The organism is Limosilactobacillus frumenti DSM 13145 (assembly GCF_001436045.1).
Taxonomy (GTDB): domain Bacteria; phylum Bacillota; class Bacilli; order Lactobacillales; family Lactobacillaceae; genus Limosilactobacillus; species Limosilactobacillus frumenti.
Genome location: NZ_AZER01000014.1, coordinates 132,255 through 155,926, shown reverse-complemented (window position 1 = coordinate 155,926; position 23,672 = coordinate 132,255). Strand labels below are relative to the sequence as shown.

At 41.0% G+C, this 23,672-nt stretch carries 24 protein-coding genes and 2 other annotated features; of the genes, 10 read left to right on the top strand and 14 right to left on the bottom strand.

What is annotated here, in order from left to right; translation table 11 throughout:
- Positions 1 to 518 precede the first annotated feature (518 nt).
- Together FD27_RS03945 and lepB are read left to right on the top strand one after the other, a co-directional pair.
- Positions 519 to 2,069 (top strand): UDP-N-acetylmuramoyl-L-alanyl-D-glutamate--2,6-diaminopimelate ligase, encoded by a 1,551-nt coding sequence (locus FD27_RS03945; RefSeq protein WP_057749846.1) that lies wholly within the window; start codon positions 519 to 521, stop codon positions 2,067 to 2,069.
- Positions 2,070 to 2,083: 14 nt separating this feature from the next.
- Positions 2,084 to 2,689 carry a signal peptidase I gene (gene lepB, locus FD27_RS03940; protein ID WP_057749842.1) on the top strand — a complete coding sequence of 202 codons (606 nt, stop codon included), beginning with the start codon at positions 2,084 to 2,086 and terminating at the stop codon, positions 2,687 to 2,689.
- 80 nt (positions 2,690 to 2,769) lie between these two features.
- On the opposite strand, the gene FD27_RS03935 is transcribed toward lepB, so the two are convergent.
- The 3 genes from FD27_RS03935 to FD27_RS03925 form a co-directional block, all read right to left on the bottom strand.
- Positions 2,770 to 3,762 carry an asparaginase gene (locus FD27_RS03935; protein WP_057749840.1) on the bottom strand — a complete coding sequence of 331 codons (993 nt, stop codon included), beginning with the start codon at positions 3,760 to 3,762 and terminating at the stop codon, positions 2,770 to 2,772.
- 101 nt (positions 3,763 to 3,863) lie between these two features.
- Entirely contained in the window at positions 3,864 to 5,057 is a 1,194-nt protein-coding gene (locus FD27_RS03930) for an aminotransferase-like domain-containing protein (protein ID WP_151495827.1), read from the bottom strand.
- Between the two features lie 30 nt (positions 5,058 to 5,087).
- Positions 5,088 to 6,038: a ketopantoate reductase family protein gene (locus tag FD27_RS03925; RefSeq protein ID WP_057749833.1), complete on the bottom strand. Its 951-nt coding sequence runs from the start codon at positions 6,036 to 6,038 to the stop codon at positions 5,088 to 5,090.
- Between the two features lie 77 nt (positions 6,039 to 6,115).
- Positions 6,116 to 6,354 (bottom strand) — a binding site (T-box leader).
- Positions 6,355 to 6,456: 102 nt separating this feature from the next.
- Between FD27_RS03925 and FD27_RS03920 the strand changes: the two genes are divergently transcribed.
- From FD27_RS03920 to FD27_RS03905, 4 genes are all read left to right on the top strand, one after another.
- Positions 6,457 to 7,347, top strand: coding sequence for an aldo/keto reductase (locus FD27_RS03920; RefSeq protein ID WP_413230746.1), 891 nt, complete (start codon positions 6,457 to 6,459; stop codon positions 7,345 to 7,347).
- A gap of 133 nt (positions 7,348 to 7,480) precedes the next feature.
- Complete coding sequence (locus FD27_RS03915) at positions 7,481 to 7,777, top strand: hypothetical protein (protein ID WP_057749830.1); 297 nt, start codon at positions 7,481 to 7,483, stop codon at positions 7,775 to 7,777.
- A gap of 29 nt (positions 7,778 to 7,806) precedes the next feature.
- Positions 7,807 to 8,724, top strand: a complete 918-nt coding sequence (rbsK, locus tag FD27_RS03910) for a ribokinase (protein WP_057749827.1) — start codon at positions 7,807 to 7,809, stop codon at positions 8,722 to 8,724.
- A 73-nt stretch (positions 8,725 to 8,797) separates the two neighbouring features.
- Positions 8,798 to 9,292, top strand: coding sequence for a prolyl-tRNA synthetase associated domain-containing protein (locus FD27_RS03905; protein WP_057749824.1), 495 nt, complete (start codon positions 8,798 to 8,800; stop codon positions 9,290 to 9,292).
- Between the two features lie 41 nt (positions 9,293 to 9,333).
- Here the strand turns inward: FD27_RS03905 and FD27_RS09055 are convergent, their stop codons facing one another.
- The 7 genes from FD27_RS09055 to FD27_RS03875 all read right to left on the bottom strand — a co-directional run bounded on the left by FD27_RS09055 (position 9,334) and on the right by FD27_RS03875 (position 14,708).
- Positions 9,334 to 9,894 (bottom strand): zinc-binding dehydrogenase, encoded by a 561-nt coding sequence (locus FD27_RS09055; RefSeq protein ID WP_413230747.1) that lies wholly within the window; start codon positions 9,892 to 9,894, stop codon positions 9,334 to 9,336.
- Entirely contained in the window at positions 9,869 to 10,294 is a 426-nt protein-coding gene (locus tag FD27_RS09050; RefSeq protein WP_413230748.1) for an alcohol dehydrogenase catalytic domain-containing protein, read from the bottom strand. Before FD27_RS09050 ends, FD27_RS09055 begins: the two co-directional genes overlap by 26 nt.
- Positions 10,295 to 10,361: 67 nt before the next feature.
- Entirely contained in the window at positions 10,362 to 11,480 is a 1,119-nt protein-coding gene (locus FD27_RS03895; protein WP_057749821.1) for an alanyl-tRNA editing protein, read from the bottom strand.
- Position 11,481: 1 nt separating this feature from the next.
- Positions 11,482 to 11,928 carry a GNAT family N-acetyltransferase gene (locus FD27_RS03890; protein ID WP_057749818.1) on the bottom strand — a complete coding sequence of 149 codons (447 nt, stop codon included), beginning with the start codon at positions 11,926 to 11,928 and terminating at the stop codon, positions 11,482 to 11,484.
- A 167-nt stretch (positions 11,929 to 12,095) separates the two neighbouring features.
- Positions 12,096 to 12,890 carry an EAL domain-containing protein gene (locus FD27_RS03885; RefSeq protein ID WP_057749816.1) on the bottom strand — a complete coding sequence of 265 codons (795 nt, stop codon included), beginning with the start codon at positions 12,888 to 12,890 and terminating at the stop codon, positions 12,096 to 12,098.
- Positions 12,883 to 14,205 (bottom strand): glycosyltransferase family 2 protein, encoded by a 1,323-nt coding sequence (locus tag FD27_RS03880; RefSeq protein ID WP_057749812.1) that lies wholly within the window; start codon positions 14,203 to 14,205, stop codon positions 12,883 to 12,885. Before FD27_RS03880 ends, FD27_RS03885 begins: the two co-directional genes overlap by 8 nt.
- Complete coding sequence (locus FD27_RS03875) at positions 14,205 to 14,708, bottom strand: hypothetical protein (protein ID WP_057749809.1); 504 nt, start codon at positions 14,706 to 14,708, stop codon at positions 14,205 to 14,207. The genes FD27_RS03880 and FD27_RS03875 overlap by 1 nt, the downstream gene beginning before the upstream one ends.
- Before the next feature lie 253 nt (positions 14,709 to 14,961).
- Between FD27_RS03875 and FD27_RS03870 the strand changes: the two genes are divergently transcribed.
- Both FD27_RS03870 and FD27_RS03865 read left to right on the top strand, forming a co-directional pair.
- The gene (locus tag FD27_RS03870; RefSeq protein ID WP_235803008.1) at positions 14,962 to 16,107 is read left to right on the top strand and encodes a GGDEF domain-containing protein; all 1,146 of its coding nucleotides are present in this window, start codon (positions 14,962 to 14,964) and stop codon (positions 16,105 to 16,107) included.
- A gap of 52 nt (positions 16,108 to 16,159) precedes the next feature.
- Entirely contained in the window at positions 16,160 to 16,849 is a 690-nt protein-coding gene (locus FD27_RS03865; RefSeq protein ID WP_057749804.1) for an EAL domain-containing protein, read from the top strand.
- 161 nt (positions 16,850 to 17,010) lie between these two features.
- Here FD27_RS03865 and asnS read toward each other — a convergent pair whose 3' ends face one another.
- Positions 17,011 to 18,312, bottom strand: coding sequence for an asparagine--tRNA ligase (gene asnS / locus FD27_RS03860; protein ID WP_181578086.1), 1,302 nt, complete (start codon positions 18,310 to 18,312; stop codon positions 17,011 to 17,013).
- A 21-nt stretch (positions 18,313 to 18,333) separates the two neighbouring features.
- On the bottom strand, positions 18,334 to 19,347 hold the full coding sequence (gene asnA, locus FD27_RS03855) for an aspartate--ammonia ligase (protein WP_057749798.1): 1,014 nt from the start codon (positions 19,345 to 19,347) through the stop codon (positions 18,334 to 18,336).
- 63 nt (positions 19,348 to 19,410) lie between these two features.
- Positions 19,411 to 19,666 (bottom strand) — a binding site (T-box leader).
- A gap of 210 nt (positions 19,667 to 19,876) precedes the next feature.
- Here asnA and FD27_RS03850 point away from each other — a divergent pair.
- Together FD27_RS03850 and FD27_RS03845 are read left to right on the top strand one after the other, a co-directional pair.
- Positions 19,877 to 20,623: an alpha/beta hydrolase gene (locus FD27_RS03850; protein WP_057749795.1), complete on the top strand. Its 747-nt coding sequence runs from the start codon at positions 19,877 to 19,879 to the stop codon at positions 20,621 to 20,623.
- 94 nt (positions 20,624 to 20,717) lie between these two features.
- Positions 20,718 to 21,716 (top strand): zinc-binding dehydrogenase, encoded by a 999-nt coding sequence (locus FD27_RS03845; RefSeq protein WP_057749792.1) that lies wholly within the window; start codon positions 20,718 to 20,720, stop codon positions 21,714 to 21,716.
- Positions 21,717 to 21,797: 81 nt separating this feature from the next.
- Here the strand turns inward: FD27_RS03845 and FD27_RS03840 are convergent, their stop codons facing one another.
- A complete protein-coding gene (locus FD27_RS03840) occupies positions 21,798 to 22,826 on the bottom strand; it encodes an MmcQ/YjbR family DNA-binding protein (RefSeq protein WP_057749789.1) in 1,029 nt (342 codons plus the stop codon).
- Positions 22,827 to 22,836: 10 nt separating this feature from the next.
- The gene (locus tag FD27_RS03835; protein ID WP_057749786.1) at positions 22,837 to 23,658 is read right to left on the bottom strand and encodes a MerR family transcriptional regulator; all 822 of its coding nucleotides are present in this window, start codon (positions 23,656 to 23,658) and stop codon (positions 22,837 to 22,839) included.
- Positions 23,659 to 23,672 lie beyond the last annotated feature (14 nt).

Genomic DNA, 23,672 nt, shown 5'->3' with positions numbered 1-23,672 from the left:
AGTTGTAAGCGCTAACACAGCATGCTATAATATAAGTGTAGAAAAGATAGGTAATGACCAGTGAGGTGATTACAATGGTAAAGATGATTCGAGCAGTAAGGTAAATGTCCGTTGCTTAGGTTTGAAAGAGCGGAGTGATACCAATGGGAGATATTGTTTAGAATTGTTGCTTTGTTTTTTTCCGAACTGTGAGATGATTTGTATGACGAAGATGATTCGGGCAGTAAGATAAGTTTGTTGATGTCAGATACATGAAAGGTTTGTGATACCAATGGGCTTAGAAGTTGACGAATGTTGAATGTAAGTTTATAGGCGATTAGCTTACTGATAAAAGCCAGACAGTCATCATATAAATAAATGAATAAATCCCAGTGAATGGCTCGAGCATTCACTGGGATTCTTTTATTCCCCGGGAAATATGATAAATTTGTTATGATTCATTATGATATATTCACATTTGCAATAAAAAATGAAATAATATAGCTTTAGATAGAAAGATAAGAGGGGTCAGTGACAGAATGGAACTGCATGTTACACTTGCACTTACGTTATTAAGAGAACACCATTTATTAGATCATGTTAGTAATTTAACAGATTTTACAGCTACCAGTGTTTCCTATGATTCACGAACGGTGAAAAAAGGGACACTCTTTTTCTGTAAGGGTAATTTTAAACCAGCTTACCTGGCATCGGCCAAGAAGCAAGGAGCGATTGCTTATGTTGCTGAGCGCGAATATCCAGAGGGGCAAGGACTGCCAGCAATTATTGTTAATGACGAACAAAAAGCAATGGCATTGCTCGGTGCAGCCTTCTATGGTTACCCGCAAAATGATTTATTTATTATTGGTATTACGGGAACTAAAGGAAAGACGACCACGGCCTATTTTGCTGATAATGTCCTCCGCCAGTCCACTAAACAACATAGTGCTCTTTTTTCAACGCAGGACCGGGTCTTGGGTAACAAACCAGAAGATCGTTTCAAATCCGATTTAACGACTCCAGAATCACTCGACCTATTCCATGATATGCGAGCGGCGGTTAATAACGGTATGACCCATTTAATAATGGAAGTTTCCTCACAAGCTTTCAAGAAGAATCGGGTTTATGGATTAAAGTATAATGTCGGCATCTTTCTGAATATTTCACCAGACCATATTGGCCGCAACGAGCACCCGACATTTGCGGATTATCTTCATTGTAAAGAACAATTGATGGTTAACTCGCGGACGTGCATCATTAATGCTGAAAGTGCCCATATCACTGACATTTATTATGCTGCAAAAGCGACAACGCAACCAGAGAATATCTATTTGTTTGCACGCCATGGGGCTGACTTATCATTACCAGATAATCAAACGGTTGACTTCGAATACCGAAACGATCTTGAAGACCTTCATGAAAGTGAGTTTGAATTGAAGGCAGTTAGTGATAAGGGCCATCAATTACATCTTGATCACCGCTACTTAACCAGTGTTCCTGGCGATTATAACGAAGGCAATGCTGTTGCAGCAATTATTGCGAGTGGCCTAGCTGGTGCACAAGCGGAAGACGCGGTTGAAACGCTCGACCACGTGCACATTAAAGGTCGGATGGAAATGCTGAAGACGAAGCAGCACGGCACGATCTATGTAGACTATGCGCATAACTATGCTAGTCTGAAACGGCTATTAGCCTTTTTGAAGCGGCAAACGGACGCGGGAAAGGTCACGGTTGTTCTTGGTGCTACTGGTGATAAAGGTATTTCTCGTCGTCCTGGGTTCGGTAAAGCCTTGAATGAGTCACAAGCAGATGTTGTAATTTTGACCACTGATGATCCAGGCTATGAAGATCCACTTAAGATTGCTCATGAGATTGACTCCTATATTGATCATGATTGTGTGGGCGAAGTTCAATTTGAAATGGATCGGCAAAAGGCCATTCAGAAAGCAATTGATTTAAGTGATAATGATGATATTGTCGTATTAGCTGGCAAGGGCGCGGACCCGTACCAAAAGATTAAGGGCGTTGACACACCTTACCCAACCGATATGAAAGTCGCTAAGAGCTATATTAATAAAATTGAAAACTAAGTGAGGATTTAATAATGAGAACATTTCGTCAAAAGCTGAGCTGGCTGGTCCCAATTATAATTGGGTTACTGATTGCCTTGTTGATTAAGCAGTTTCTATTTCAGATTGTGCGGGTTGATGGTCCATCAATGCAACCTAATTTGCAGAATAATGAGCGAGTATTCTGCTTGAAAGCATCAAAGATTCATCGGGGAAGCGTTGTGATTTTCGATGCGAATGGGGTTGATCCGCAAGTGGCAACCCGGACAAATTATGTAAAACGAGTAATTGGTGTTCCTGGGGATACTGTTAAATCTAAGGATGGCAACATCTATGTTAATAACAATAAGATCAATCAAAACTATATTAACGCCGATCAACGGGATAGTGGAACTGGTAACTGGACGTTAAAAAGCATTTCAGTTCAGAATAACTGGCTAAAGAATAATGGGGCAACGAAAGTCCCAAATGGCGAATACTTTGTTCTCGGAGATCACCGCAGTGTTTCTAACGATGGTCGTTACTGGGGATTTGTTCCGAAGAGTAAGATTGATGGGGTTGTCAAAGTGCCTTCATGGACAGGAACAGCGACGACACGAAATAATGTTAACCAAGAATGGAAACATTACTGGGCTAATTAATCAAAACTAGTTCCATAATTTAACTTAAAATAAAAGGCCTTCTCAAAGTTACTACAGCAACTTTAAGAAGACCTTTAATATTATTTGAGAGTAACTTCACCAGCTACATCTGTATCAAAGAATTTAGCAATTTGATCGACATCCATCCCTTGACCAAGCCCCCACATCAGTTTGGTGATAGCACTTTCGGAGGTCATATCATGGGCGCTGATGGCACCTTCCAGTAACGCTTGACGACCAACTTCATACTTAGTTAGGTCACTTCGCTCATATAGACACTGACTAGCAGCAATAACCGGGATGCCCTGGCGGATTAATTTTCCAATTGCTGCCGCGACATTACGTCGAATATAAGTCATACCGCCTAGACCATAGGCTTCGATGACGATCCCGTGACAATCATTTTGTGCCATTGCGTGCAGCATCCGCGGATCAAAACCGGGGAAAAGTTTAACCAGGGAAACATTAGTATCAATTTTCGTGTTTAAGACACAAGTTTGTTGGGAATGATTATGCTGATGATGAATTACTAAACCGTCTGAAGTAATTTCCGCAACTGGCGGGACGTTGACACTTTCAAAAGCATTAAAAGCAGTTGTACGGACTTTAACAGCACGACAGCCACGCATTACTTTACGATCAAAAGATAGATAGATATCTGGTGCACAAGAAGCCGCTGCTGCAAACGCCAGACGCATATTTGCTGGGGCATCGGACCAAATAACGTTCATTGGGACCTGACTCCCGGTGAAAACGACGGGGACATCAATTCCTTGAAGCATGAAGGTCAACATCGAAGCAGTATAAGCCATTGTATCTGTTCCATGTGAAACAACGATTCCATCGTAGTCGTGACGGTACTTATAAATTGCTTCAGCAATAATTTTCCACTCTTCTGGTTGAATATTGGAAGAATCAAGGGAAAGGATATCTTTTACCGTAATATCATAGGGAACATTACCTAACATTTGGAGTAATTGTTCACCAGACTCTTCCGGAACGAGCCCCTCGTCAGAAACAACGGACGCAATTGTCCCACCAGTAGAAAGCAATAATAATTTTTTGTTTGCCATGAGATTCTCCAAACTTCTTTTTTAATGATATTTTAAGCAGTTCAGTTAATGAAGGCAATAAAAATCTCCTTTTAACTTAAATGTCAAAAGGAGATTTTTACTTACTTATTTAATGCTTCGTCTAATGCAGCACCTAGTTGTTTCAAGCCAACCTGAATTTTATCTTCTGCCATATTGGAGTAGTTCAAGCGGAAAGTCCCTGGTTGGGGCTTGCCAGCAAAGAATGGATCACCAGGAACGAAGGCGACGTTGTGTTTAAGACATTCCTTGAAGAGAGCGACCGTGTCATCAACACCAGGGACGGTAACCCATAAGAACATCCCACCTTCAGGATTGGTGTATTTAACTGACTTTGGGAAGTACTTTTGCAATCCTTCCACCATTAATTGCTTACGCTTGCCGTAAAGGGCACTAATTTCTTTGACGTGGGCGTCAACATCATTCTCTTTGAAGAATTCGGCAACAACGTATTGAACTAAATTATCAGTATGAAGGTCGGCAGATTGCTTGAGGACTGTTAGTTTCTTAACCACTTCCGGATCAGCGACTAGCCAGCCAAGTCGGAATCCAGGAGCTAAAATCTTTGAAAAGGTACTCATATAAAAGACGTGACCAGTCTTGTCAAATGACTTTACAGATGGGACATGCTGACCAGCAAACCGAATGTCACCATAAGGATTATCTTCTAGTACTGGGACGTCATATTTAGCAGCTAATTCCGCAAATTTTTTCCGTCGATCGGCCGGCATCGTCCGTCCAGTAGGGTTTTGGAAGTTTGGAACAGTGTAAACTAACTTAGCTTCTGGGTGAGCTTTCAATGCATCCTCCAGCGCATCCATCCGCATCCCATCTTCGTCCATTGGAACCCCCACAAATTTAGCGCCATAAGAACGAAAAACATCAAGCGCACAAAGGTAGGTTGGGTCTTCGACGAGGACGGTATCACCAGGATTAACAAATGCCTTTCCCACTAAGTCAATGGCCTGTTCAGAACCGGTTGTGACCATAACATTTTCAAGATTGGCATGGACGCCTTCTTTTTCTGCGACTCGTTTGAGAATTAATTGACGAAGTTCAGTTACCCCAGCCGCGGCACCATATTGAAGAGCCTCTCGGCCATGTTCTTCGTAGACTTTATCAGTTGCCTTTTTCATTCCTTCAACAGGGAATAATTCAGGAGCTGGGAGGCCACCAGCAAAGGAAATGACTTTCGGATCAGCAGCAGCTTTTAGGATAGCACCGACAGCATCTGTACCGTCAGCAGGGACTCGTTTTGAAAAATGAAATGTCATGATCATCGCTCCTCTTCTAATTCGTTAATTAAACTATTCTTTATGTTCACGCGTTGCTTCTGCTAAGTGAACTAAGTTAGTGACAAAATTATGGGTCTTTGCTTCGTAATGGTATTTACGGCCTAATTTAACTAAGTAACCATTGATGTAGTCAACTTCTACGGGACGGTCGTGACTCATGTCCTGGTACATTGAAGGATAGTGGTGAGGGTTACCGACTTTAGAAACGTAGTTAACACTCTCTAATTCATCTGCACGGGTACCAACTAGTTGAACACCAGCTCGTTCACAAACATCGTAGGCTTCATCAATTAATTGACGAGATAATTCATCAGCTTTAGAGAAGTTGGCATATTCACCCATTGTGATTTCAAACATTGTACATAAAGTATTAACAACAGAGTTGAAGACAACCTTGGCCATCAGTGTTCCCATGAAGTTAGTCTTTAATGATGGGTTAAAGTTAGCTTTCTTAAGTTCTGCCATCAATTCCTTAGTTTTATCATCTGGCTTCTCAGTATAATTTGCCCAGTTGGTTGTTCCCATTCCTGGTTCACCAACGAATTCAACTTCACCGGGGCCAGTTAAAATAGTGGCAACAAGTGCGGTCCCGGCAACCAGCTTTTCCTTTGGGAAGTATTTAAGTAGCTTTTCAACATGCCCCATCCCATTCATGGCAGTTAAACAATACTGATCTTTAAAGAAGTGTTCACAGCGGGGGAGCAAGTCATCCATTTGCATTTGCTTCAATTCAAAGAAGACAAAGTCCGCGTCCGTTGCGGTATATTCTTCGGGAGTATACACATTAACTGGGACAAGATGCTTATTCTTATGTTCACGGGTAACGTAAACACCGCCCTGCTCCTTCATTTTGTCGTAATGTGGTTTCCATCCTTCAACAAAGTCAACTTCATTGCCTGCTTCTTGAAGTAATACACCGAAACGCAGACCCATAGCACCAGCACCAACTACAGTAAATTTCATAATTAAAACTTCCTCTCTAATTGCCAAAGTGATTGTTTAATGATTATAAAAAAAGCGCCCGTCAATCCATTGCTGGATTGAGGGACGCTTATGCGTGTTACCACCCTGTGTTCATTAATAGCTCACACTACTAACCTCAATGTTCAATACGCTTGTATTAAACATGGTAGCTATAATGGGCTACTCCCACCGATGATTACTATTGGTTCATCTCGGCACTCAAAGTGATTTTCGTTAACGTTGCTTCATTCTTTTCCACCAACCAAGAACTCTCTGTAGAAGATACGATAATTACTTTTCTTATCAACGTGTTTTTATAATCATTTTCTAATTGCATTTTAATCTACTCGCTTGATGAGCGTTTGTCAAGGGATAATTTAAAAAAGTATGTTAAGGTGGATCATAAGAGGTGAGAATATTGAATAAAAATATGCAGCCACTAATTGAGTTAAACAATGGTGTAAAGATTCCGCAACTTGGCTTGGGAGTCTGGAAATCAACAATTGAAGATGCCTCACATGCTGTTCAAGCAGCCCTCCATAACGGGTATGTTTTAATTGATACCGCTAAGCAGTATGGAAATGAAAAGGGAGTTGGGGATGGTATCCAAGCTGCTATGAAGAATGACGGCTTGAAACGTTCTGATATTTTCCTGACTACCAAGATCTTTAATGGTGACCAAGGCGACTATGACCATGTTCGCCACGCCTTTGAAGAGCAACTGAAGAATTTACAAACTGATCATGTTGACCTGCTGCTGGAACACTGGCCAGTTGATGGTAAATACAACGAAACGTGGAAAGCAATGGAAGCTATTCTGAAAGATGGTCAAGCGCGGGCAATTGGTGTTTCTAATTTTAATAATGAACGGTTGACTGACTTGATGGATCATGGAACAGTGGTTCCGGCAGTTAATCAAATTGAATTTAATCCGCACATCCACCAGCCTGAGATTGTTAAGTTCGATCGTGATCATGGTATTAAAGTTGAGGCATGGTCGCCATTGGGCTCTGGAACATTACTGAAGAACCCGGTTGTTAACCAAATTGCTGATGCACATCACAAGTCAGCTGCACAAGTCGAATTGCGGTGGGGGTTGCAACATGGAATGATTGAAATTGCGAAGACTATTCATGAGCAGCGGATGATCCAAAACATGGATATCTTTGACTTCCAATTAACCGACGATGAAATGAAACAGATCGATGCTTTAGATCAAGAAAAGCACTCGCTATGGTACCATGATTTCCAGTGGAACGGTAATCCAGATGGTATCGGTGATTACGTTGCCACGCCTAATCACTGGTAATTAGGTCACAATTTTATTAAAGAAGGGCAGGGAAGTTTCACATGAAACAGTCCCTGCCCGTTTTGTATCATTACTAGCATCAGCATAGATAATTTGATATGCTGATAGCAAAATTAATAGGGGTAATTAGGTAATGAAAATTAATGACTTACATAATCAGGTGAAAGAGAACTACGAGAATGGTAACTATACGGATTCTAAAGATACCAGTTACTACACCGCACCTGATGAAATTACCAAGAATAAACGGATTTTACGTGTAATTGAACCGGTTAGTCTAATTTTGCTGATCTTATCAATTTACCGGGGATTACATATCAGTAATTGGATTCGCTGGGTGATCCTGATCCTCTTTATTTGCAATGCTTTAGCGGTTATTTACTTCTCTGTAAAAGTCATCCAATCAGAAAAGAATAGCAAACAAAAGTAAAGTGAGGGTTAGAAATGGAGGGCTGACCGGTGACTAATCAGGTAATTGTATTAGGAAGTATAAATGTTGACACGACTTATCGAGTGGAACACTTCCCCCAACCAGGCGAAACAATCAGTGCTAATGATAAGCAGATTGCTCCTGGGGGCAAGGGAGCTAATCAAGCGGTGGCAGCGGCTCGCTCAGGAGCTCATACGGCATTTATTGGTGCAGTTGGTAACGATGATGATGGGCGAGCAATGCTTAAACAGTTGCAGAAGAACTACATTGATACGCAGCACGTTATTATCGATAATGACCATGCCACAGGCAGTGCGTTAGTAACTGTCGAGGAAAGTGGACAAAACGATATATTAGTCTATGGTGGTGCTAACCAAGCCCTTACAACGACGATGGTCGGTTCGGTTGATGAGTTACTTGAGCAAGCGGACTTTTTAGTTGCTCAATTTGAAACTCCTCAAGAAGTAACGGTCGACTTATTCCGCCAAGCCAAAGCACATGGGGTGATTACTATTTTGAACCCAGCTCCTGCCCATTCACTCGATCCAGCATTGTTTAGCTATACCGATTTAATTATCCCTAACGAAACCGAAGCGGAAAAACTAACTGGGATTACAGTAACCGACCACAGCTCCATGCAAGCAACCGCTACATGGTTCCGTCAGCATGGTATTCCAAATATGATGATCACCCTGGGGAAACATGGGGTCTTTTATTCCCTCTTTGATCAGTCAGGGACAGTGCCCGCATTCCGGGTAAAAGCAGTTGATACTACTGCTGCGGGTGATACTTTTGTGGGCGCATTGGTAGCTGAACTTAAGCCCGATGTGACCAACATTGCGCAGGCAATTACTTATGCTCAACAAGCATCATCATTAGCAGTCCAAAAGCATGGTGCCATGCCATCAATCCCTTATCGATCAATGATTGAAGCCATTAATTCTTAGTAGAGTGTGGTGGTGATGTGTGTTCTTTTGCCTATCACAGGGTTATAATAAAAGTAGCTAAGGAGTGATAATCATGGCAAAGGGCACATATCAACAAGTAAAAGATGCACTAAAAAAGTTAGGAATTGATGATTACAATGTCGTTGATCATCCAGCTGCTCATACGACTGAAGAAGCTGATAAGTACATTGCCGGGCATGAAGGTGTTCGGACGAAGACGATGTTTCTGAAGGGCAAGAAAAAGAAGTTCTACATGGTTATCATGGATGATAAGAAACGGATGGACTTCCATGAATTTATGGACCTGACCGGGACAAAACGGGTTTCAATGGCCCGTCCAGAACATCTTGAAGAAGAGTTGGGCTTGGAACCAGGAATTGTTTCACCATTCGGCTTATTAAATAATCAGGACCATAACGTTAAGGTCTATATTGATAAGGATATCGTGGATGAACCAATTCAAACCTTTCACCCCAACGAAAATACGCATACGATTTTTATCAAGACCAAGGACTTGTTTAAGTTCTTAAAGGCCATTGATTTTGAACCAGAGATTATTGATTTATAAAGAGCTATAAATCCTGCAAAGTTGAGATACTCTACAGGATTTTATTTATGATTATTTAAAACAATTACTTTTCCCAAGCTATGGCTACTTTCTAGATAGCGATGAGCATCAGGTACTTCTTTAAGTGAGAAAATCCTTTCTGATTTGATGCTAATGGAGTATTTTTCAATCGTGTCGAAAAGTTGATTTAGCTTTTTTTGATTAATTGTCCCAGAATAGAAGCTGGTTAAATAACCATTGGTGGCGATATCCGTAATAGGATCGAAATGATCTAAGTACCACTGGTTGCCGAGTTCACCGGTGCTGCAGATAATTACACTGAGAAGGGTATCCTTGAAACTATCTTTAACCGTTAATGGACCGATTAGTTCTAGAACCTTGGAAAATTTTTGATCAGTTTGCAATTGGCCATCCTGGTCAGTGACAACGTTATCATAGCCAGCATCTAGTAATTGCGCTTTTTTGCGGCTGTTTCTGGTGGTCCCAACAACTCTTATTTTGGGGAATATCCCCCTCACTAAGTTCAAAAAGGCGATGCCAACACCACTGCTGTCACCACGGACGAGAACATGGTCATCATTCTGGAGCTTGAGGTTTAGCAACGATCCAAATGTAATAAGTTTCGGGGATAGTTGTTAGCGTTAGCCAATCCAGATTAGTATCGACAGGATAAATCTGATTATTGGGTAGGAGGACATATTCGGCATAGGAACCGTCAAACTTTCTCCCCATTTCACCCATAATGGAGACAACCTTGTGATCCACTGGTAGATGTTCTGGATCGGTTGTATCAGCAATTTCACCGACGCACTCAATACCAAGAATCCTTGGAAAATGAACAGGAGATAGGCCTTTTCGGGTGAATATCTCAGAATGGTTAATCCCAAAACCTTTCACCTTCACCAATGACCAACCAGGCTTTACTTGTGGCGTGGGGACATCTTGATAAATTAGCTTGTCAGGCCAGCTTGGTAGATAACAACTGCTTTCATTAATAGTCACCTTGTTCCTTGATAAACTCTTCAGACTCATATTATTACCAAGTTAATGGGAAATGGTTGAGGAAGCATTACAGGATTGTCTTAAAAAGATCTGACAATTGTTCCCCTGATACTGATGTATTGCCTGTAACGATTTGTGCGGAGCCCCCACCACGAATCTCACCAGCTTGATGGAACCTAGCTAAAATGTCACGGGCCATATTTTGTGGTGAGACAATAGCAAAGTAGGTTTTATTCTCAAATTGGGCAAGAATAAGCTTGGTTTCTTTTATCTGGCGAAGTAATTGTGGTGCCAATATCGATAAATCACTGGTATTACTAATGTGAATGTGATTAACGGCTTGGTTTTTCATTATAATTTGTTGGATAGTTATCCTTGCTAACTGTTGGCGGTAATTCTTCAGTTGCTTCTTTAATTTTTTGTTTTTTGCCTGTAGGTCAGAAATACCAGGTAAGATTTGTTCACGATTGATACTTAATTTATTTGCCACGTCATTTAATACTTGTTCGTCTTTCTTTAAACGGTCGGTGGTTACCTGGTTGACCGTGATGTAGATTTTAGTACCTGTGGAAACCTTGGCCGTGCCAATAATGGCAAAGCTTTGCAACTGACTAGTATGGTTAACATGACAGGTACCACAAGGCTGTGTGTTGATATTACCAAAATGAACTAACCGCACGACAGGGTACTTCTGGTAAGCTTTATCTGGATATTCACTACCTTTAACATAGCTAAAACTAGTTTGGATATCTTGATGGATGACATCATTCATCCATTGCTCCACATCAGCTAGTTGTTGAGTAGTAATCTGTTTGGTATCGACAATATACCATTCACTATCCGGATTGGCGCTTACTTCTATTATCTTCATTGGCTGATGAGCATAATAACCATCTAAGAGGTGGAAAGCACTTTGGACAGTTGTATTGATCCATCGTGTTTGGGCGTCCACTTGCATATGAATTGGGTTATGTAAATCACCGCCAACCTTATGGTAAAGCGTTCCATGGTCCCATTTCAGGTCGATCACTTGTAAACCATTAATGGTTCCGTGATCAGCTAATTGACCACCTTTCTCACCATAGAAAACAGTCTCGTTAAATGCATAGTAGCCGTTTTTAACTTCCGCTATTTGAGTGGTACAAGTGAGCTTTTCAAAATTATCATAAGCAGTTGGTTTTATCATCTTAGTTTGCTCCTTTCAATAACATATCTAAGTGAGGAATATTATCTTCCAAGTAGATTTTAGAGATCGGTTGGAAACCAAAAGAATGGTAGAAGTTTTCTAGGTAAGCTTGGGCTTGAATTTGAATATTCTCATGGGGAAAGAGTTTATGAGCCTCGTCAATTGTTGCCTGGACTAACTGACGACCATAGTTTTTTTCCCGGTATTCCTTTGGAACAAGAACCCGACCAAATGTCGCCTTACCGTCATTTCGCCGGTAAATTCTTGTATAGCCAACCAAACTATTTTTGCCATCTTTCAAGACCAAGTGGTAAGCATGGTGGTCATCCTGGTCAACTTCTTGGTAGGGACAATGTTGCTCCACCACGAAAACCTTAATCCGTTCTGCAACAAGATCGCACCATTCTTCACTGCTTAATTCTGCTAACTTCTTTACTACTATTTTCATCGCTCACAATTCCTCCTTAAAAGCAAAAGCATCCAACCTTATCTCTCTTCCATACGGAAGCCCTAACGAGACAAAGTTGGATGCTATTATTCCTGATTCCGGGGAACCAGGTAGCGATATTTAATTGTAGTTAATATATCATGACTTAATATAAAAAGCAAATAGGCTTACACTTTCCCAGGACGACCTAAAGCATAACCCTGCCGCAGGTTAATGTTCAATTGGTTAGCCAGGAGGATCTGCTCCTGGGCTTCGACCTTACCGACGATTGACGTAATGTGGTACTTGCTAATTAAACGTTGCCATTGAGCCAGAGTAATATCAATCCAATGGTTTCGTGACTTTTTAAACGAGTGGATATTGAATTTAAAGTAGTCCACAAATGGCAGGAACTTTTTCAACATTTGGTAAGTCTTTTTGGATGAATCGACATTTTCAATGGTTATTTTAACGTGGTCGTGATTCAGACTTTTCAGAACAGAAAGCATTCGGCGTTGTTGGAGCAGATTAGCTTTGCGGATATCATAAGCATCAAGCTCAACTGATAATTGTTGCTTATTAATCACACCCAACACCCATTTGAAGAAGTAATTAGCCCGAAAATCAGTGATTTGACTAACCGTCATGTTAAGGGCCAACACCTGAATTGATTCAGTAATTTGGGGATCAATCTGGCGAATTGTGTGGACCATTTTACTGAGCGGAAAGTTGACCACATCTTTTGGCAGTTGCCACTTGTTTTGATGAGGATCAAATTCGCGGAGTAGTAATTCATACCCGCGAAGCGAATGCTGCTGATCATAAATTGGTTGACCAAAATATTTGTATTTACTGGAAAAGTCATGATCCTGATCAATGCCCTTTTTATTCCGATAGCGGAAGTGAGCGGTAATGCAAAATAGAATACAAATAAGGGTGAAGATCACGAAGATCCACCACAAGAAAATTGTTAAATCAGTCATTACTATTAGCCTTCCTTTCGGGACTGACCCACTTACCACTACCATAGCCTAAAATTGTTTTTACGGCTTTGAGGAAGGTGGTAACGATGGTCAATGGATTAACGATCCATGTGAAGAGAAGGTAGATCGGTGAGAACAGTAAATAACGAAGCTTGGCCCCATTAAAGTCAAGGATTAGGGCAGCGAGGACCTGAAAAAGCCCCGCAATTAGTTGGAAGGTCACGAAAATCATACTCATGACAATTCCGTGCCAAACCCGTTCATAGTTTCCAGTAGTGGCAAAGTAGGTCATCAAAAGGATAAAAATAATACTGGTAATCCAGAAAAAGAATGACCAAATAATCGATAATGTCGTATCAGTTAGCATAGGAATCACGAAGCGGTGACGCCACGGGTGACGGATAATCTTGGTGAAGTTGGTCAACCAAACCTCAGTACCACCCTGAGCCCAACGCTTGCGTTGCCTATAAAGGTCGTGGAAAGTTTCCGGAACGTTCATATGGAAAACAATGTCAGGCGCAAATTTGGGAGTGACGTTCATGAAGGTATGGTCCCAAGCGATACTGATATCTTCTGTTGCTCGATCCTGACGAAAACCGCCGACGTCAATTAAGAAGTCGCGTCGATACATTGTATTAGCACCACTATAAGCGTACATTGTGTTATTTATGGCCGTCTGACTACGTTTAATGATCCCGACAATACTTGAGAACTCGACTGTTTGTGACTTGCCCCATAGCGTGGAACGGTTATAAACATCCATGTTAGCGGTGATTGCAGCATAGTTAATGCCGCGTGGACTGGTAAAGTACCGCATGTACTTCATCAATGCATCTCGCTCAGGAATTGTGTCCGCATCGTTACTGAGAATGTATTCACCCTTAGCAAAGAAGATCCCGATATTAAAAGCATGGGCTTTGCCTTGATTTTCATCAATCCTGATTACCCGTAGACGAGGGTATTGTGCCTGCATCTCTTTTAAAATCTCTGGAGTGCGATCAGTACTACCATCATCCATTACTAAAATTTCGTAATTATGATAATTAAGCTCATTCAATAAGTATTCAAGAGTACCTTGAATCACAATATCTTCATTGTGAGCGGGAATCATGATGGTGATAAACGGTTCTTTTTCTAATTTGGTGTTAGGTGCAAGCTCTTCATTATGACGAAAAGACATGTATGATAGGGCACCAAAGAACCAGAACATCGCTCCGAGGATAGGGTAGAGACAAAGGATTAAGTTAATCACTAATATAACCGTTATCCATGGTGAAGAAGTTTGGGAGGCTTCGTTCATAATATTAGAGGCCATTAATTATGAACCTCCATTTCTTCGCTATTAATAATTTCCTTAAGCTGATTCTTGGTTAGGTTCTGTTCCGGCTTAACAGTGTAGCGACGGTAAGATTGGCGCTGATCTTCATCACCAAAACGTTCGGTCATGAATTTTTCAGCAGTTCGTCGTTCCCGTTGATTCTTGCTCATATCAAACATGGGCCATTTTTCGACAAGTCCACGGGATCGCTGAATTTGAATGTAACCCATCGCAAAGCAAAAAACGGCGGTCATGCCTAGAGCAAATGTTAGGAAGATTACCAGGAAGTTAAGTTCCTGAAATCCTTCAGCATAGTACCAGAAAAAATGGCCGTGGTGACCATGAGTCCAGTATGCGATATACGTGGCACTAGTGATAATGATGGGGATAAATAGTATTACCCAGCTTAGTAGCATTACCACTGATTGCCCAATTTTCATTCCCCAATGACCTTTTTCAAAATAGCGGTCACGATAACTTCTGTGTGCTTTATTATTCATTGTTTAATTAATTAAGTAATGGGACAGTAGTGATCCCATTACCTTCCCCCTAATTAGATTGAACTAAAAATCACGCGAAAAATTATATCATAAATTAGTCATAAATGGTGTAATAGTATAATTACTGTAATATAGATGTTCAAATAGTAAAAATGAGTATATATGGATAGATCTTATTTCCCCGGTCACTGGATTAAATCTCTAAGGAGCAGTAAAATTTGAAGGTTATTGCAAATTAATATGAAAAGGTGAAATGAATTTGGGGGTAAAATTCTTTGATGCGATTATCTACTTACCGATAATCGTTATTTCGATGATTATTAGCCAGATTTACTTTGAACAATATTGGGGATCATTTAAGGGAAATCGCATGGCTAATTTCATTTTGACCGTCGTTGTTATTATTACTTACTTCATTCAGGAATTTTGTTTACTACAACTTTCCTTAATCAATATTGGGGCAGTGGCATTTATGCAGGTCGTGCCGATCACAATGTTATTTCGGAATAACCAAAATAAAGTCTGGTGGTGGCTGTTGTTCCTTACACCACCGTTTGTGAATGTTATAGAAGTGATGATGAGACTTGAATCAATTAATACTTGGTGGATTTGGCTGGTTGAATCAGTTGTTTTCCTGATCTTGTGTGGGATTTTAACTAGGTGGGAAAAGATATCAATTCGGATCCGCTATACTTTAGCAATTGTTATTCTTGGCATGATTGAACTGTTCTTTTTAGGCATTGAGCACCACTTTTTGGCCGTTAACATCTCAGCGGCAACACTTGGTTTGATAGTAATTCTCGTCTTTGAAGGGCGTCGTTACGAAAGTGAGATTAAAAATAAACAAAAGATTAAGTTGTTACAAAGGGAAAGTGAACGTGACGACCTAACTGGACTGCTTAGTTATCGGGCACTTAGTCAGGAAATTAGCGCCTTAACTGAGAATAAGGACATCCGTAATATTGTCATTGGGGGTCTCGATATTGACCACTTTAAGGCAATCAATGATACATATGGTCACTTTGTCGGTAATGAAGTCTTAAATCACTTTTCAACGGTCCTGCGTGAACAGATTCACCATGCCTTTCCTAACCATGGCTATGTGTATCGTTTCGGTGGGGAAGAGTTCAGTATTGTGGTTTCTAATCATTCAATTGATGAAGTTTATAGTTTACTGCAATCGATTGAAAATTCTTTCAATGCAAACCCGGTGGTGACTAAAGAAGGGATCAAGATAACAATTAGTTTTTCGTGTAGTTTAACTAATCATTTGAAAGGTGAACTGCTAGATGTTACCTTGAAGCGTGCTGACAAGATGTTGTATATTGTTAAAAATAATGGTCGTGGCTGGATTGTGACTGATCATCATCATAAGCTTGCAAAAAGAGGAACAGACTAAGGGAATTAATATAGTTGTCAATGCTAAGATAAGTAGGGTGAGAAACATTACAATGAATGCAAATAAATTACATAATATTTTTCAGCCCATTTTACAGGTTGATGGTTCCATGAATGCCAAGATAGATGCTTATGAAATGCTGATGCGTGACGCTGCGGAATCCTTCCCGGGGATGGAATTTTTAAATAGTTTAACGACTCTGGAAGGTAATGAACGGTGGATTGCGATAAGTCAATCAGCATTGGTTAATGCACTTGACGGCCATCCTAATAGAAAAATATATATTAACCTCGAACCATGCCAAATGGAATTTGAAAGTGTTTGGCGGTTTTTGACCGACCTGTATAATCAATATGGTTCGCAAATTGCTATTGAAATTACCGAACGGCGGGAAACAATTCATAGTTTGGACTACCTAGATGACGAAATTCACCGCCTTGAGAAAATCGGCTTTGAATTAGCAATTGATGATGTCTGCGCGGGTAGTAACAGTTATGCCTTTATTGTTCGTCAGCTGGGCGCTATTAAGCGGATTAAATTGTCGCTCCTGTTGTTTAAAAACGAAGATCATGAAATTGAGAAAAGCTTTGTAAATGCATGGTTAACTTTCGCTAGGAAGCACCACCTTGATTTCGTAATTGAAGGTATTGCCAATGAACAACTTGCCAAAACTTTTGCTGGCCAGTCAAACGTTTTCCAGCAAGGTTTTTACTGGGGAAAGGGAACGTCGGAAATTCAATAAGTACAAAATAAAGAGGATGAGAAAAAGCAAAAATACTTTTTCTCATCCTCTTAAATGTTACTAGTAGTTTTGAACTTACCAAGTCTAATCACGGGAATTAACTAGAGCCTTCGTAGTTAGCCCACCAGGCTCTTGAAAAGGTTAATTCCTAGTTTATTTAATTATGGACGCAACCGGTTCAACATCCGTGGGAATGGAATGTTTTCACGGATATGGTCTTGCAAGGTTACCCAAGCCAAGAACCGTTCAAGCCCCATCCCGAATCCGGAGTGAGGAACAGAACCATACTTCCGTAAGTCATCGTACCAGCCGTAGTCTTCCTTACTTAAGCCGTTTTCTTCCAGCTTGTTAGTGATGTATTCGTAATCGTATGAACGTTCAGAACCACCAATAATTTCACCATAGCCTTCTGGGGCCAAGAGGTCAGCACAGATAACTTGCCGATCATCTTCAGGGTCAGTTGGCATGTAGAAAGCCTTGATTTCCCGTGGGTAATTCTTGATGAAGACAGGCTTGTTGAATTGATCGGCCAAGAAGGTTTCTTCTGGTGAACCAAAGTCGTCACCGTACTTTACATCGAGGCCACCCTTTTGCAACATTTCGATAGCCTTCTTGTAAGTTACTCGTGGGTATGGCAATTCGGTGAATGGCTTCAAGCTTTCCACAGAGCGACCAACCATTTCCAATTCAGTTGGGCATTTGTCGATTAAGTCTTGGATCAAGTAAGCCACGTATTGTTCTTGGATCCGTTCACTTTCTTCTTCGTGACACCAAGCCATTTCTGGTTCGATCATCCAGAATTCAGTCATATGACGACGGGTCTTAGACTTTTCAGCCCGGAAGGTTGGCCCCATTGAGTAAACTCGCCGTAATGCCATCGCACCAGCTTCTTCATATAATTGACCTGATTGAGATAGGTAGGCATTTTCATCAAAGTACTTCACGTTGAAGAGGTTGGTGGTACCTTCAGGGGCACTAGCCGTTAATTCTGGAGCATCGAATTGAGTAAAGCCATGTTTGTCAAAGAATTCCATGGTGGATAACTTTACTTGGCTCCGAATCCGCATTAATGCCCATGGCTTGCGAGAACGTAACCACAAGTGACGATGGTCAAGCAGAAAGTCAATCCCGTGATCCTTGTTACCAATTGGGTAGTCTTCGCTTTCACCAACGACTTTAATATCCTTGATGTGAATTTCGTAACCAAACTTAGAACGCTTGTCTTCTGCAATTTCACCAGTAACAATAAAGCTCGTTTCCTGGTGCAAATCATGTTTAGCGAGGTCAAAAGTGGCTTCGTCAACATCGTTCTTCCGGATAATTCCTTGGAAGAAGCCAGTTCCGTCACGCAATTGCAGGAAAGCAATCTTACCACTAGAACGTTTGTCAGTTAGCCAAACCCCAATTTTGACTGTTTCGCCGACATGTTTTGGTGATTCACTAATTGTAATAGTTTCCATCATAATCTCCCTTAATCAATTATTTTATAGAATTTGAATATGAGCGGCTTCACACTTCTTGAGCATGTCTTCAGGCCAAATGCTTGCTTGAACTTCGCCAACATGGGCTTTACCAAGCAACAACATGCACAGCCGTGATTGACCGATTCCTCCACCAATTGTATATGGTAATTCGCCGTTGAGCAACATCTTGTGGAATGGTAACTTCTCACGGTCAGTAGCACCAGCTTGTTCCAATTGGTACTTCATCGATTCTGGGCTAACCCGGATCCCCATACTAGAGATTTCCAACTTCTTTTGTAATGGTTCATACCAGAAGATAATATCACCGTTGAGACTCCAGTCATCGTAGTCAGGTGCCCGGCCATCGTGAGGCTTGCCAGAACGCTTCAATTTATCACCAATCTTCATAACGAAGACGGCACCCATTTCCTTAGCAATCTTGTCTTCCCGTTCCATTGGGGTTAAGTCTGGCCAGCGATCTTCTAGTTCTTGAGTAGTAACGAAGTGAATTTCATCTGGTAATTGGTAAACAGCGTCAGGGTAGAGATACCATAATTCCTTTTCGATCCGCTTGATTACTTTGAAGATTTGCCGAACAGTTGACTTCAAGGTTTCTTCCGTCCGCTCTTCCTTGGCAATAATCTTTTCCCAGTCCCATTGATCAACATAAATGGAGTGGAAGTTATCAAGATCTTCATCCTTCCGAATGGCGTTCATGTTGGTGTAGAGACCTTCATGCATACCGAAGCCGTATTTCTTTAAGGCTAACCGTTTCCACTTAGCTAGTGAGTGGACAACTTCGATGGTGTCGCCAGGCATATCTTTCATGTCAAAGGAAACTGGTTTTTCAACACCGTTAAGGTTATCGTTCAAACCAGTACTCTTTTCAACAAACATTGGGGCAGACATTCGTTGCAGGTGTAATTCTTGACCGAATTCATCTTGGAAGTTTTCCCGGATGAAGCGAATTGCTGCTTCAGTGTCACGAATAGATAATTTTGGATCGTAGTCCTTTGGAATAATTAAATCAGCCATAATTAGCACTCCTTTATATGTTTAGAATCGAGGATAAATAAAAAAGCCCTTCATCCCCAACATCTAAGGGACGAAAGGCTTTTGTTCCGCGGTACCACCCAAATTGCCTAAAATATTTTTAGACCTTCTCATAGAGTACTTTCATACTCTTCCGGCGTGGTAACGTACCGGTGACGACTAAGCCTACTTTAAGACGGGTTATTTGGGTTAGTAGCATGGGAAAAGTGTTTTTCGGTAATTCAGGTGCTATCGGTCTCTCACTATCACCGACTCACTGGTAGATTGGAAATTACTTACTCTTCTTTTTCATCGCTTTTGAAATCTTTAATTGTATTTTAACCGTATTTTTATAAATTGCAACTACTTTTTTAAAAAATATTGAAAAATTTTCGGTAGCTAAAAAGAAGAGCGTAACGATAAGTTTTCATTGTCATCATTACGGTAACGGGAACGAGAAAAATCCATCAAACATCAAGCTGTTTCGAGGTAGTTAGCAGCTCATGTATAATAATTAATTGAGGTGAACATAATGGAAGTATTTATTCAACGTGATGGCCTGAAACTCCACGGCTTGCTGGAAGGGACTGACCAGGTCCAGAATTCATCGGTCGCCATTTTAATGCATGGTTTCAAAGGTGACTTGGGCTATGATAATAGCCAAATTTTATATGCTTTATCACATTATTTAAATGATCATGGTATTCCAACGCTTCGTTTCGATTTTGATGGTAGTGGGAAGAGTACTGGTCGTTTTGAAGACATGACGGTCTTTTCTGAATTGTTGGATGGGATGAAGATTATTGATTATGCCCGGACGAAGATGAAGGCTCAGCATATTTACTTAATTGGTCATTCCCAGGGTGGGGTGGTTGCCTCCATGTTAGCTGCCTATTATCGGGATGTAATTGAAAAATTAGTTCTATTAGCGCCAGCAGCGACTTTAAAAGATGATGCTCTCAATGGAGAATGTCAGGGAAGTACGTATGACCCTAACCACATTCCGTTATCTGTTAATGTTCACGGTTTTGAAGTTGGGGGTGACTATTTCCGGACAGCCCAATTAATGCCAATTTATGAAACGGCTCAACACTTTGCTAAGCCAACGCTCCTGATTCACGGTACTGATGACCAGGTTGTGTCACCAGAAGCTTCCCGTAAATATAATGTTATTTTGCCACAGAGTGAACTTCATTTGGTTCCTGGAGAAGGACACATGTTTGTTGGCGCCCAGCGGCCAGCAATTCTGGAATTAGTGGCTGACTTTCTGAATAGATAATAGCAGTTCAATGTTAATCACTTTCTTGACTGTGACCTTACTAGACAGCTTACAGTAGAAATTGTCAAAGCAGAATAAAGAAAGGATTGATAAAATGGCACAAGAAACGATGCAGGCTGTGCAATTAACCGGACCATGCGAAACAAGTGAAATGAAACCGACGACAGTTGCTAAACCGGTCTTGAAAAAGGGATATGTCCTCATTAAGGTGAAGGCATTTGGTGTTAACGAATCCGAAGTAACGAGTCGGAAGGGTCAATCTTCCTCTGACTTTACCTACCCCCGAATTTTAGGGATTGAAGGAGCTGGGGTTGTTGCGGAAGTCAACCCAGGAAGTTCATTAAAAGTCGGTCAAAAAGTGGCCACGATGATGGGCGGCATGGGACGTGCAATTGATGGCTCATATGCTGAATATACGTTAGTTAAGGAAGCTAATGTGATCCCACTAGAAACTAACTTACCATGGAAGGTTGTTGGAGCCTTACCAGAGATGCTGCAGACATCTTATGGGTCATTAGTGGAAGGGTTGCACCTGCAGAAGGGTAACGTAGTCTTTATTCACGGTGGTTCTTCAACGGTAGGCTTAATGGCGACCGTTGTTGCGAAAATGATGGGGGCTACTGTTATTACGACTACTCGTCACGAAGATAAATTAGCAATCCTTAAAAAATTTGGTGCTGATTATGCCCTACTTGATAATGACGACCTTTATAAAGAAATAAAGCAGATTGCACCTCAGGGCGTTGATAAGATGCTTGAATTAGTGGGTTTCTCTGCGTTGTTTAATGATCTAAAATTGATCCACCAAGGCGGTTATGCCTGCTTTACGGGTGCGCTAGATGGACAATGGACCTTTAATAACTTTTCTCCATTTATGATTCCAACAGGTGTTTTCCTGACTAGTTATGCTGGTGAAGCAAAGGACCTTCCCGCTAAAGCCTTTAACAAAGTTTTGGCGGAAATTGCTAAGCAGGATCTTCAAGTGCCAATCGCGAAAGTTTACCATGGCTTAGCAGAAGTGGGCCAAGCACAGGCAAACTTGGAATCTGGTAAATTTATTGGCAAACACGTTGTGGTGTTAGACGAAAACTAATAATTACGCAAACGCCCTTGACCGATTAAAAACCAGTCAAGGGCATTTATTTTTATTCGTAATGATGAATGATTTTGCAAATTATTTAATGATATTAACTAACGAGGCTGGTAAATGACGGGGACCACGCACTGCTTTTATCCCATGTTGCTGCAAAAACGCAAACGTGAATTTATCAGGTGGGAAACGACGAATCAGTTGGACTTTCATGACATGGCTAATCTTAATTTCATTACCTTGATAATGATAGGGGATATTAACTTCAACAGCTCGACATTCATAGACAATCGCCTTAATAGGCGCGGTAACGTATAGTAAAACCGTATCGTTAACCCGGATACTAGTTGATTGTTTCCAAATAATCGTATCTGTATGGTCAAAGGCGTGCATAATATCGTAATACTTGGGGTTGGCCGGCACCAGCCAGGTGGTTGGCTGCGTTAAGATTGCCCGACTAGCCTTAATTAACTGAAAAATATCATTATCCGATACTGTATCGTCCAAAATTACGCTTAGCCAATTTTTCCCTTTGAGATGAAAGCTCGGGTAAATTCCCGGCTGTTTTAATAACTTTGCCCGATCAACAGGGTGAATTCGTAAATCCATTACTTCGACTTTCTGGTGTGAGGGGTGGTCATAATGAGGAATACGATGGTAATCGATATTCATTACTAGTCCATACCATTTTTGAGTTTGGGGTTCACGAAAGACGCCATAATCAGGAGCAATCTTAAAAATGAATTCTGGTTGCTCATGGTAGCAAGCATTGATTCGTCCAGCGAGGCGGTTGGCTTGTGGTGAGTGAAATGGTTCCTTAATAAAACAGCGGTCAGCCAGTGACTGTAATAAATCAATGTAAGCTTGTTTAACCTGCGCCGCAAAAGCGCCGACGTGAATGGCCCGTAATGGGAGGTATTCTTCACCACTAGCAAGGTCCAACACTTTGCCGGTAATCTTTCCCGATGCAGATACAGTTATTTGCGCCTGAAATTGGTGGTCGTAGAATGATTGCTTTAGGAGGTAGGAGGACCCTTTTTGGTAAAACCCGGCTGCTTTGAATTTAGCAAAATCGGGGCGGTATTTTGCAAACACACGCTGTTCGATAGACATAATGATCGCCTTACTGTTCTTTCAATTGATATTCTAGAAGGCCAGTTGCAGTAAAACCAGCTCTCTCAATTTTATTACCGATGTTGATTTGCCACAATTCACCGGTGCAGTCGAGCTGGTGTTTCTTTAAGTAATCTGCAATTAAAGTGAGCCCTTTTTCGATTTCAGGAGAAGTGTTCTTGACCTTAACAACAATGTAATTCCCGGCGGACTTAGTGATTGTTGGTAAATCGTAGTTTAAAGCAGGAATACTCTGCTCCTTAATGATGCGAAAGCCAGCGTTGGCATACTGGTCAGCGACTGGTTGACGAAGGTTAGTTTTGAATCCAGAACGGAGGTTATTGGTGACCATACTCATATTTAATTTAGAATAGAAATCTGAAAAAATGTTGGCCATTTCTTCAACGGTACAGTCAACCGAATAGTCTGAACACCAGAAAGAAGCCTCTGGCAAGTAGGTAATGATTGGTTGGTAAAGCTTCGCTTGCTTAATGACTTGGGGATGTACTAATCGTTGACGAATAGTCATTTGGACCTGTTTCAAATGATGGATCTGTTGTTCAATCTTGGCGTCTAATTGGTGTAGTTGTTTACTCAAAACAGCACTATCAGGCTCTTGTAAGTATTGTTTAATTTCATTGATGGAAAGGCCTAATTCACGGAGCCCTAAGATAAAGCTAATTTGGTACAGTTGGTCATAGCTATAAAGACGGTAACCAGCATCGTTAACGGTATGGGGATGAAATAATCCAGATTCGTCATAAAAAATTAGTGTTCGCCGGTTAGTATTGGCGAGCTTGGCGAAGTCACTAATTTGCAAAAGCTTTTCCATAAAGTCATCATTCC

Coding starts and splice junctions, on each gene's coding strand:
- asnA (WP_057749798.1), bottom strand. CDS start 19,347: ATGGCTGATTTAATTATTCCAAAGGACTACGATCCAAAATTATCTATT.
- FD27_RS03835 (WP_057749786.1), bottom strand. CDS start 23,658: ATGGAAAAGCTTTTGCAAATTAGTGACTTCGCCAAGCTCGCCAATACT.
- asnS (WP_181578086.1), bottom strand. CDS start 18,312: ATGATGGAAACTATTACAATTAGTGAATCACCAAAACATGTCGGCGAA.
- FD27_RS03895 (WP_057749821.1), bottom strand. CDS start 11,480: ATGATAAAACCAACTGCTTATGATAATTTTGAAAAGCTCACTTGTACC.
- FD27_RS03885 (WP_057749816.1), bottom strand. CDS start 12,890: ATGACTGATTTAACAATTTTCTTGTGGTGGATCTTCGTGATCTTCACC.
- FD27_RS03840 (WP_057749789.1), bottom strand. CDS start 22,826: ATGTCTATCGAACAGCGTGTGTTTGCAAAATACCGCCCCGATTTTGCT.
- FD27_RS03945 (WP_057749846.1), top strand. CDS start 519: ATGGAACTGCATGTTACACTTGCACTTACGTTATTAAGAGAACACCAT.
- FD27_RS03905 (WP_057749824.1), top strand. CDS start 8,798: ATGGCAAAGGGCACATATCAACAAGTAAAAGATGCACTAAAAAAGTTA.
- FD27_RS03870 (WP_235803008.1), top strand. CDS start 14,962: ATGAATTTGGGGGTAAAATTCTTTGATGCGATTATCTACTTACCGATA.
- FD27_RS03865 (WP_057749804.1), top strand. CDS start 16,160: ATGAATGCAAATAAATTACATAATATTTTTCAGCCCATTTTACAGGTT.
- lepB (WP_057749842.1), top strand. CDS start 2,084: ATGAGAACATTTCGTCAAAAGCTGAGCTGGCTGGTCCCAATTATAATT.
- FD27_RS03925 (WP_057749833.1), bottom strand. CDS start 6,038: ATGAAATTTACTGTAGTTGGTGCTGGTGCTATGGGTCTGCGTTTCGGT.
- FD27_RS03880 (WP_057749812.1), bottom strand. CDS start 14,205: ATGGCCTCTAATATTATGAACGAAGCCTCCCAAACTTCTTCACCATGG.
- FD27_RS03890 (WP_057749818.1), bottom strand. CDS start 11,928: ATGAAAATAGTAGTAAAGAAGTTAGCAGAATTAAGCAGTGAAGAATGG.
- FD27_RS03915 (WP_057749830.1), top strand. CDS start 7,481: ATGAAAATTAATGACTTACATAATCAGGTGAAAGAGAACTACGAGAAT.
- FD27_RS03875 (WP_057749809.1), bottom strand. CDS start 14,708: ATGAATAATAAAGCACACAGAAGTTATCGTGACCGCTATTTTGAAAAA.
- FD27_RS03850 (WP_057749795.1), top strand. CDS start 19,877: ATGGAAGTATTTATTCAACGTGATGGCCTGAAACTCCACGGCTTGCTG.
- FD27_RS03845 (WP_057749792.1), top strand. CDS start 20,718: ATGGCACAAGAAACGATGCAGGCTGTGCAATTAACCGGACCATGCGAA.
- FD27_RS03935 (WP_057749840.1), bottom strand. CDS start 3,762: ATGGCAAACAAAAAATTATTATTGCTTTCTACTGGTGGGACAATTGCG.